Consider the following 10382-nt stretch of genomic DNA (forward strand, 5'->3'; position numbering starts at 1 on the left):
AGAGTCAACTTTATAGGGTACGCAGATGATTTCGTCGTCACAGGATATTCAAAGGAAGTACTTGAAAACGAAATAAAACCGCTGATAGCTAACTTCTTAGAAGAAAGAGGACTAACACTGTCTGAAGAGAAAACGCAGGTTATTCATATTAATGATGGCTTTGATTTTTTAGGCTTTAACCTTAGAAAATACAAAGACAAACTACTCATTAAACCGAGCAAAACCAACGTTCTATTATTCTTAAAGAATATACGAGCTCTCATCAGGAAAAAGGCATCCACCGCAGTTAATGAGCTTATCAAAATGATGAATCCTAAACTGCGGGGTTGGGCTAATTACTACAGCCACTGTGTAGCCAAACGCACTTTCTCCTATGTTAGCCATCAAATATTCCAGACACTCTGGCGATGGGCTGTTAGGCGCCACCCTACCAAAGGTAAACGGTGGGTCGCTCATAAATATTTTCTGAATCGTAAAGGCCAATGGCAGTTTCACGGCTGGCAGAAAATAGCGAACATGGATAGCCAATTTAATCTGGTTCAAATCGCTGGAACGCCAATAAAAAGGCACGTAAAAATCAGACGTTCGGCAACACCTTATAATCCTGAATTTGCTGATTATTTCTATAAGCGAAAACAGAATAGGAAAAGTTGAAACTCATGGTTCGAACCTGTCCTAAATGCTTTGTAGGTTGCTGGGTGTCATATGATGCCTTAGTGGAGGCTTGAGCCGTATGCAGTGAAAGTTGCACGTACGGTTCTTAGAGGGGCGGCACTTGAGGGTAATTATCTATTCTGTTAATAGGCTCACTTAATGGGGGAATTGTTAAGTCAGCCCATCTCTTATATCAATTGGGCTAAAAAGCGTTTTAATGATTTTTAGGTTTTGTTATGGGCTTAGGCAAAAAACAAGAGCCGTAGTTCTTATTGTTCACTTTTATTTAGTTCTCGCGGCGGATCATACACTATCATGATTGGCTTGATGTTAAACTGCTTAGAGTTAATATCCGTCGCCTTTCGTTCATCCAGACCATAGTGATGCCAAAAATTCGGTGCTGTATTAGCCGAAGAAAGGGATAGGTATTTAGTTTTCTTCATTTTTTCTTGTATGAAAAAGGCTCCAACTAGTAATGTTCCTAGCCCATTCTTCTCGTACGGCGAAGTAATTAGACTGTCAACGGCCGTGGTATCGTATTTGGTTTCTTTCTGTGTTGTTTGATTTTTATATATGACTTCAAGAGGTTGATGTTTGAGTACGAGATTCAAAGCGGGCTCATTTTTTGATTTAAGGCGGATTTCTTTATTATTTATTTCGAAAAAATATCCAGACTCCCCAATCGGTGTCCCAGGATTTGAGACAGCTTTTTGCAAATTATTATCAGTTATAATCACCTGTCCCTCTTTAAGCACAATATCTGTTTCATCATGGAAATTGAATGGACTGGTGTCTTTAACCCACCCTTTCGATAAAGGGATATCTACATAGTCTAATTTATATTCCCACTCTCCTGGTCTTACTTCTTTAGTGTCCGTCACCTGATATTTTATAGAAGGTTTTCCTTCTTCTGTGACTAATTTACCCTGCGCATCGATCCCCCTGTTTCCTAAAACCCGTTGGACCACACAGGGAGCTTTGTAAGCATCACCTAGTTTTAATTGAAGTTGATCTCTCGTATTCGGGGAGAGGCCAGATAGAGCTGACTCGCTCCTTCTGTCTGCAGGTTTAATTTTTTGAATATGTGATTTTACGCCTAACGCAGTCTTTTTCTCTTTTTGTTTCCTTACTTCTTCGTACATATATTAAACCTTCTAGATTTTCATTAGTAGTTGTTATAAGCAGTCTTCAGTTGCCTATAACATGCGGTATTAGACCACTAGTGGTCTTTATTACGACTATATCTTTATCATTGAGTGGCTCAATAACACCACTCTTAGTAAATGAAGGGGGAGGGTGTTATTAGGCCAGTGCGTGACTATTCCATAGTATTGGCTAATGTAGATTGAATATAACTCAAGCTACTTGGGGCGCTTTTGTTATCAGCAGAGACACCTTTATTTACAACATAATCTTTGATTAGCCATGAATGCCATATGCTCTTCAGCATATCTTCCTCGCTATCATTCAACTTGGTAAATATTAGGTTTGAGTTGGTAGGATGTCTGGTGTTTTAACATTGGATTTTGGTGATGAATGCTACCAGTGATAAGGCTTTTTCATCGCTGGTAGGTTCAACACTTGGAGATAAAATCAAGGTTACGCACGACCTATCCTTCCTCCTTTATCTAATGGTTTATATCTTACGATTAAAGTCATATTTATTTTTAAAATTATTTATTCCATAATTTCATATGATTAACATGTTCTAAGGGACTTGCTGTAAACATATTTGGTATAGATTTAAATAAGTAATCAAGCTAGGCCCAAAATAAAAGGATATAACGATGTCAAAAACAAAGGTATTTGAAACTAGCTGTACTGTTTCCACACAAGCATTAGAGCAAGACATTTGGTCAGTATGGGTAGATGTTAATAATTGGAATAATTGGAATAAGTGGAATCATGGGTAAACCCCCTAGTTGTATCTTAGGGAATCTGCCCCCTAGATTTATAACGGATCGATCACTATTTCCGTTAGAATCGCTAAGACTGTTGAGATCAACTATGAAAAGCTACAAAAATAGATGCCCGGTTGTACTTGACCAGAATAGAGAATTACATAACAACTCCAGAAGTAAAGGGATATTAGTATGAGTGTTCAACCTTTGTTTTATGTTATCTTAACATTGCTGCTAATCGCCTTATTATTGCAAATAATAGACCATTTTCATCATTTACCATCAAAATCAAAAGTAACCTTCGAACAAAAAAACACTTCCGAAACCAACTTTTCATATTCAGATCTGCGAAAGAAATTTTCCCGATTGGGTGTCGAAAAGCAAAAAAACATAAAATTGAACAACCTGATTGGGGTATTTCCGTTTATATGGACTTACTTGTATATAATTATTTCTGTGTTGTTGTTCAGCATGACAGACCTGATGGTGGCTCAATTGTTGCTGGTTCTTTTTGTTACCGGCAGGTTCAGAAGTCTCCAAGAAATTGGCCATCAGGCCATTCATGGGGCGCTTATGCCGGACAGAAAATTGAGTATGTTACTTACCGATATACTTTTTCAATATCCGGCTTTCATGATGAATGCAAAACAACGTCGCACAACCCATGTAAAAACGCATCACAAAGCGATTGCTATGCCTTATGACCCTGATTTGATAGAGATGACGGATGTCGGTTTTAAACCGGGTCTTACCAATACACAGTTTGTACTGGGTGTACTTTTTCCATTGACACCAAAAGGTTTGATTCAAAGATTTAGGGAATGTGTATCTGTTGTGCTTAACGGTAGTCCTTTAAGATTTGCTTCAGTCGCAGTGATCGTAACTCTATTCAGTTACTTTGGCCTGTATTATGAAATGATATTTCTATACATCGTGCCAGTATTTATTACGTATCCATTGTTTTATTGGATTGCCCACATTGCATTACATCGCTGGTATACAGATTGTACCGATAACGTCCCTTACCATGAGCGAGAAATGATCCTGGGCAGACCAACAAAATTCGAAGGCATTACTGGATTCATCATCAAGCACAATATTTTTCCGATTGGTGACTCATACCATCTTGCACATTCATTGCACCCTACAGTCAGATGGAACTATTTGCCGCAAGTTGATACCATGCTAAGAAACAATATTGCTGAGTATGCAAATAATGAGAGCGTCAATCTTTTCTTTCCCGGAAAAGATAAACCTTCAGCGCTTTCAGAATTAAAAGAAACCATGGTTTCAGTTACCAGTAATAAGGCAGAGTCATCATGCCAACTTTGACTTTCAATAAAAAATCAATTATCAATAACATCGACTACTTGAATAGATTGTGCGATTTGAGAAACCTCCGGCTGCAAGTGGTAGTAAAGGGCGTTGAACACTGTGCCGAAGTTGTCGGCTTTCTGTTACAATCAGCGAATATTGACAACATTGCCATAGCAAATGCTGCATCAAATTATGGTGCAGGTACGACTTTGATTGCTCAAGTCGGACTTGAGGAATATGGCAATATGATCCAGCATGTCAGTGTTAGCTATCATAGTAACATGCACTCAATTAAAAAAGTGGCACAAGAAGCCTTGAAGCAGAGTATCACTCATAAAATCATTATTTCGGTGGATATGGGTGACTGCAGAGAAGGCATACAGCCACACACACTGGTTGAATTTATTTCAGCAATAAAAAAACTGAATAATAAAAATATTAAAATTGAAGGGGTTACCACCAATTATGCTTGTTGCAGCGGGCTTATGCCAACGATTGAAAATCTGCAGCAGTTTGCTGGAGTCGCTAAGGACGCCAGCGAAAAAACAGGTGTACACTTCAATACGGTGTCCGTCGGTGGTTCTGCGGTGCTGTCAATACTGGAATCCGAACCTTTACCTGCATTTATCAATGAGATCAGGATTGGTGAGGCCTTATTTTTAGGCAATATTCCGGCCATTAACAGAAAAAGCAAATATCTGGAAAATACCACCGTTTTTGAAGCTGAGGTGGTTGATGTCGGATTTAAAGAAATCCCCCAGTCTCAGGATGTGTTTAACAATGCGCTAGGTGAAAGAATGCAAAATCGGCAGTCATCGGGTAGGCGAAAAAGAGTGATTTTCAATTTTGGCTCTATTCATACAACTCCAGAGAAGTTGACTCCCCCCCCAGGATTTAAGCTGATTTCGGTGAATTCAAACTGTACGGTTTATGATATTACCGATGCTCCGACAGAGTACAATATTGGGGACCGAGTGACATTCGAACAACAATATGCTGCTTTTTTGACTGCTTCACACTCGATAAATGTAAAGAAAATAATGTATTGATATGGCTTTGTTATGGATAAGAACGGAAAAAAAAGCTAATGAGCAAAGGGTGCCTATTATACCAGAGCACACTGAGTTTTTGATAACCCAGGGACATGAGGTGGTGGTTGAATCTTCGTCTAACAGGGCGATTGATGACGAGGCTTACCTGCGAAGCGGATGCCGGATTGTCGCTGCAGATAGCTGGCATACTGCACCGGACAACGCCTTTATTCTTGGTTTGAAACATATTGAAGACGAACCAGGGTTAGGACATAAACATATTTATTTTGCTCATGCCTATAACAATGAACGTAACTTTTATGAAAAAAAAACAGTCAGGAAACTACTTGACCGGTTTGTATCCGACAAAGGCACTCATTTTGACCTGGAGTTTTTAACCGATGCGCAAGGCGAGCGTATTGCCGCGTTTGGCAAACATGCAGGCATTGCCGGTGCATTGGTCGGCATCTTGGTTTATCAAGATATTCAGCTTGGAAAAATCGCCAAACTGCCTTTATGTCTGGACAACTTTCTTGACGACAGTAGGTTGGTGAAAGACGTTATACATCAGTCGGCATTTGATCAAAAAAATATTTTACTCATTGGTAACGGCAGATGCGGTGAAGGGGTACGTCAATATCTGGATGCTTTTGCCATTGATTATGAGGTTTGGGGCAGACACGAAACAGGTTGTGCGCAAACGCTTGCGACTATGGTTGATTATGATATCGTTTTCAATTGTGTCAGTGCTTCCAATACTACCGGTACCTTTATTGATAAAACGTCACTCAACCCCGATCAAAAGCTTCGCCTGATTGTTGATATTGGCTGTGAAACCAACAACAACAATCCGATTAAGTTATATGACACGACGTCGACTTTCGAAAAACCGGCACATGTGGTCAAAACGGGTGATGCGGTTTTGCATATTGTCGCCATCGACAACCTGCCTTCCCTGATCCCCAAGGCAAGCAGTTCGGCGTTTTCCAAAAGTTTTCTGCCCCATTTAAATCGGTTGCTACAAGGGCAGTGTGATACCCCCTGGTTAAATGCAAGGGCGTATTTTTCAGCCGCTATCGAAAGGCATAAAATGCAGACACAAAACACCATTTTTATGGTACAGGATGCCAGGTTCAACAAAAAAATTGACTACTCACAGCTTAACATCTGTGGCAATGATGTGGTTTTGGTGCTTTACCATAACAGCAGTGATACTTCATCTGAAGATTACCGTCAGTATCATTTTAATGCCGTTTTTTCGATGGCCGATGAAGAACCTGATTTCAATGAAATTATCAAGGTCGTGGATGAATACATCCACGAATTCAACATTTCCGAGTTTGATTTTGTGACCAGTGCAGAAGCTGCCGTAACAACTTGTGGACGCCTCGGTGTCCATTACCATTTAACCACAGACGACATGATGCGCTATAACAACAAGCTCATTATGAAAGACCTGGTAAAACATGAATTTGTGGTGCCAAATTATATTTCAGCCCCTAAATCTGACCATCTAACAGTTGATTTTAAACAATTATATCAGGATACGGTAGCCGAGTTAGGGCTCGGGTTTTTCGCCAAACCCATCGATAAGTACAGCAGTATAGGCACTAAAAGGGTCAAAACTTTTGCTGACTTTATATCTGTCAAACATTACATCAGTGATATGGATTTTGAGTTTGATGAATTTGTATCAGGCAAATTGTACCACATCGATTCTTTTGTACAGAATGAAACGCTTATTTTTGTCCAGGTTTTTGAGTACATGTATCCTTGTTATGAATTTATTGAAGGAAAACCGTTGGGCAGTTGCATGTTGGCCCCAGACTCAGATATGTCTAAAAAACTGAGAGAGTATAACCAACACGTTCTGGATGTGATTAAACCGCCCAAAAACGGCATGACACACCTTGAAGTGTTTGAAAGAAAAAATGGGGAACTGGTTTTTCTTGAAATTGCGGCAAGGCCTTCCGGTGCATTAGTACCTGAATTACATGAGAAATGCTTTGGTATCAAGATACGTGAAGAACATTTGAAATTATCAATGTATCCGGCTTATGAGTTTGCTGCAAATTTGAAAAAATTTGCATGTTTTGCCAGCTATCCGCTTAAAAATGGCGTTGTTACGCAAATCGTTGAACCCCATGTAGAGAGTGAATATAGCATTATCTCAAAAATTGAGGTGGGCCAATTCATCGATACCCAGGTCAATAAAATATCCGATATAGCCATCAGTATTGTGATGTGGAATGAAGATCAAGCGCAGTTATACCGGGATTTTTTAATCCTAAAAAATACCCAGTTGTATACAACACAAGAAGAGAGTGTACGTCATGAAGATTGATTCAACTATCGAAGCAGGCAACTTCAACGTAAAGGACATCGCTGACAATGTCATTTATGCCCAAATCAACAAAGACTCTAATCAAAAAGACTATCAGTGGTTTCTCTGTGATATTAGCGATATTTATGAAACGCCCTTTAGTGTTGAAATTGATGGGGTATTCAATGCATCTTACCCTGAGGCTTGGAAATCTTTTGTCGCGGTCGGTTCATATGATGGGGGTGAATGGGAGGCGTTAAATACTGAACTTTTACCCAATGGCACCATTGTGATCCATTGTGTCAAGGCGGCGCAGAAATTACAGCTGGGTTATTTTATTCCTTATACCCTGGCCCAACACAAGGTATTGTCGGCGATGTATTCATCGTTGAAATATCTGTTTTCACATCAGCTCGAAGCAACGGTAAAAGGCAACAATGTTGAGATTTTCAGCTATGGTTGCGACAGTGCCAATGTCAAAAACAACGTGTGGATAATTTCCAGACAACATTCGGGTGAAAGCAATACAGGACCATTTATGGAAGGTGTGGCTGAGTATATGGACAAGCATTCCGATACAATGGCCGTTTTATTGGGCAAGTACAATATGCACATTGTCCATAATGCCAATCCTGATGGCGTTCAATATGGCATGCACAGAACCAACACTGAAGGTGTGGATCTTAACCGGGGATGGTTGCTGGATGACAACAAAAAATGTCCTGAATTGTCGTTCATCAAACGATGCATGGAAGACTTTCCACCAGATTTGTTTATTGATATTCACGGCGATGAAAGAATTGTCGAGCCATACGTGAACATTGATGGAAATATCAATAAAACGTCTGAAGCCGATGCTTTTGTCACTCGTTTAACCGCACTAGGTGGACTTGAGATCCGGGATAACCCAGTTGAGAATCGTGATATATCTATCGGCAGGCACTTTGTGAATTATAAATATGACTGTCTGTGTATGACGATTGAAACGGCATGTCAATTCCAAAAAAGCTCGGTGGTAAGCGAAAAGCCGATGGACTATTTTGCCAAGGCGAGCCTGTTAGGCTTTAATATTATGAAACAACTGGCCGACAATTACAGTACTTTATGATAAAGCAAAGCTACCACCTTTTTAAAGAATATTTTATAGATTACCTGTCCCTGATTGTTTTTTCGTTTGGGATAGCGTTATTGGCACTTTTTCAGATCATTGCCCATGACATTTATAATTTTGATCTTTATATGTCGTCTGTTGTGCTGGTCAGTGCAACGATTGGGCAATTGCTGGGATCGATGTTTGCGTCATTCTATTGTTTTGTGGTGCAAAAGCTATTACTGCGATTGAAAATTGACACCTTATGCAGCTTAAGAGCGGCCAACATGTTGCTGCTGTTGTGTTTGGTGTTTTTGTTTGTCGGTATCGGTTTATACGCACAAAGTGTGTTTTTGTTTTCACTGTTTGGATTTTTGACAGGCATTTGTCTCGGATTGTTTTCGCCGATCAATGCCGCGCTGTTAACTAACACCATCAGTGTTGAAAATGCAGCGATTGCCAACTTCCTGAGAAGGGTCATGCTTAATTTCGGTTCCAGCATAGCCTTTGTGCTGATAAGCCTGCTTATTGATTCACCTGCTGTGTTGTTTTATAGTGTCGCGCTGATTTTTTTTTGTTTTGGCCTGTTACAAGTGTCGAGACTAGGCAAAAAAGCAGGCGATAGCGATGCCGCTAAAATACATTCGAAGAGTTTTATTTTACCGAACAAAGCGATAAAAGATCGTAACATCTCAAAATGGTTGTTGGCAACGCTGATCACTTACATCATTTTCTTTCAAACCATTTCAGCTTACCCGGTTTACCTACAAAATTATGCGGGTGTTTCAGCAAAGCAGTTTAGCCAATATATGATCCTCAGCACCGTCATCATCTTTACCCTACAATTTATCAGCCCGCTGTTAGAGAGAAAATATTCGAAAAATCTGCTGTCAATGCTCAGTGTCGTGCTGGTATTTTTGGGGATTTGGATGGTTACGTTGGGTAATATGACGATGATTATCGTGATGTCTGTTGTCATATGGTCTATTGGTGAAATTTTTGTTTTGGGTGTTACCCCTTTGTATGCCAAGGTTTTTTCTCAAGGTTGCAGCCAAAAAAACCTGTCTTATAATTCAGCCTATTATATGGTCTGTTACATCGGTAAAGCCGTAGGGCCGGTGGTGGGATCTGCTATTATGGCCAATAGCACCTTCGGTTATTTCGTGACTTTGTTGGTGCTAACTCTTGTGGCTTGCCTGTTATTTATGAAGATTGACTTAACTGGGTTCTGTCGCAAAGTTGACGGTTCTGTCGCAAACTCAGATAACATCGCTATAAATGAAGCGCGTACAGTCCCTCAGATAGAACTATCCCGCTAAAGCATAAAACTGCTCCCAGGGTGTCATGTTACTCTCCGTTTTTATCTGTCCTTGCTTAATCATTGACCAAACATCTACACCCGATAATGTTGCTTCAGCGCCAAGCCAAGACTGCCAACCTAAGCATTGATGCATTTTACCTTTCACTTTACGGTGACTTTGCTCCACTATGTTGTTGAGGTATTTGACGTCGAGTACCTCAATCATTAACAGCATACATCCCATTAACCACAACCGAATATTAAGGGCGTCAAGTGCAGCGATATTGGCCCCACTTTGATCGATAACCACCCGATGTGGTAGACCATTATGATCAATCGCTTTGTTAAGAAACCGCAGTGCAGCGGCTTCATCACGCTTTTCACTCAAATAAACACAATATCACCTTTTTTATCAACGGCGCGATAATAGTACACCCATTGGCCTTTAACCTTGATGTAGGTCTCGTCCATACGCCATGAACCGAGCGTTTGACGTTTTTTGGTTCTGAAATTAGCGTCAAGTTGCGGCGCATATTTGATAACCCAACGGTTCAGGGTTGAGTGATCAAAATGGATATTACGTTCAGCAAAGATCTCCTCAATTTCACGATAACTAATGTTTATAAGCCAAGTAGTAACGCAGCGCCTGCATGATGATGAGCTATAGTCGTTTCTGGTGTATGAGGATAAAGCATTGCGATGTAACCTGTTAATTGATCTTGGCCGATCAACAATTAACAAAAGGAACATCGCAATGACTAAAAAT

The 10382-nt window shown here is 40.1% G+C and carries 7 protein-coding genes and 1 pseudogene; 6 read left to right on the plus strand and 2 right to left on the minus strand.

What is annotated here, in order from left to right; translation table 11 throughout:
• On the plus strand, positions 1 to 654 hold a 654-nt coding region (locus L2764_RS23735), incomplete at its 5' end, for a group II intron maturase-specific domain-containing protein (RefSeq protein ID WP_248942828.1).
• A gap of 269 nt (positions 655 to 923) precedes the next feature.
• Here L2764_RS23735 and L2764_RS23740 read toward each other — a convergent pair.
• Positions 924 to 1796 (minus strand): hypothetical protein, encoded by an 873-nt coding sequence (locus L2764_RS23740; RefSeq protein ID WP_248942830.1) that lies wholly within the window; start codon positions 1794 to 1796, stop codon positions 924 to 926.
• 951 nt (positions 1797 to 2747) lie between these two features.
• Between L2764_RS23740 and L2764_RS23745 the strand changes: the two genes are divergently transcribed.
• The 5 genes from L2764_RS23745 to L2764_RS23765 are packed head-to-tail and all read left to right on the plus strand — an operon-like array spanning position 2748 to position 9635.
• Entirely contained in the window at positions 2748 to 3887 is a 1140-nt protein-coding gene (locus L2764_RS23745) for a fatty acid desaturase (RefSeq protein ID WP_248942831.1), read from the plus strand.
• The gene (locus L2764_RS23750) at positions 3875 to 4921 is read left to right on the plus strand and encodes an alanine racemase (protein WP_248942833.1); all 1047 of its coding nucleotides are present in this window, start codon (positions 3875 to 3877) and stop codon (positions 4919 to 4921) included. The genes L2764_RS23745 and L2764_RS23750 overlap by 13 nt, the downstream gene beginning before the upstream one ends.
• A 1-nt stretch (position 4922) precedes the next feature.
• The gene (locus L2764_RS23755; protein WP_248942835.1) at positions 4923 to 7247 is read left to right on the plus strand and encodes a hypothetical protein; all 2325 of its coding nucleotides are present in this window, start codon (positions 4923 to 4925) and stop codon (positions 7245 to 7247) included.
• The gene (locus tag L2764_RS23760; RefSeq protein ID WP_248942837.1) at positions 7237 to 8334 is read left to right on the plus strand and encodes a M14-type cytosolic carboxypeptidase; all 1098 of its coding nucleotides are present in this window, start codon (positions 7237 to 7239) and stop codon (positions 8332 to 8334) included. The genes L2764_RS23755 and L2764_RS23760 overlap by 11 nt, the downstream gene beginning before the upstream one ends.
• The gene (locus L2764_RS23765; protein ID WP_283107150.1) at positions 8331 to 9635 is read left to right on the plus strand and encodes an MFS transporter; all 1305 of its coding nucleotides are present in this window, start codon (positions 8331 to 8333) and stop codon (positions 9633 to 9635) included. Before L2764_RS23760 ends, L2764_RS23765 begins: the two co-directional genes overlap by 4 nt.
• Here the strand turns inward: L2764_RS23765 and L2764_RS23770 are convergent.
• A pseudogene (locus L2764_RS23770) lies at positions 9624 to 10268 on the minus strand (IS6 family transposase). The gene L2764_RS23765 and the pseudogene L2764_RS23770 overlap by 12 nt on opposite strands.
• Between the last annotated feature and the right edge of the window lie 114 nt (positions 10269 to 10382).

The organism is Shewanella surugensis, assembly GCF_023284005.1.
In the GTDB taxonomy this organism is placed as follows: domain Bacteria; phylum Pseudomonadota; class Gammaproteobacteria; order Enterobacterales; family Shewanellaceae; genus Shewanella; species Shewanella surugensis.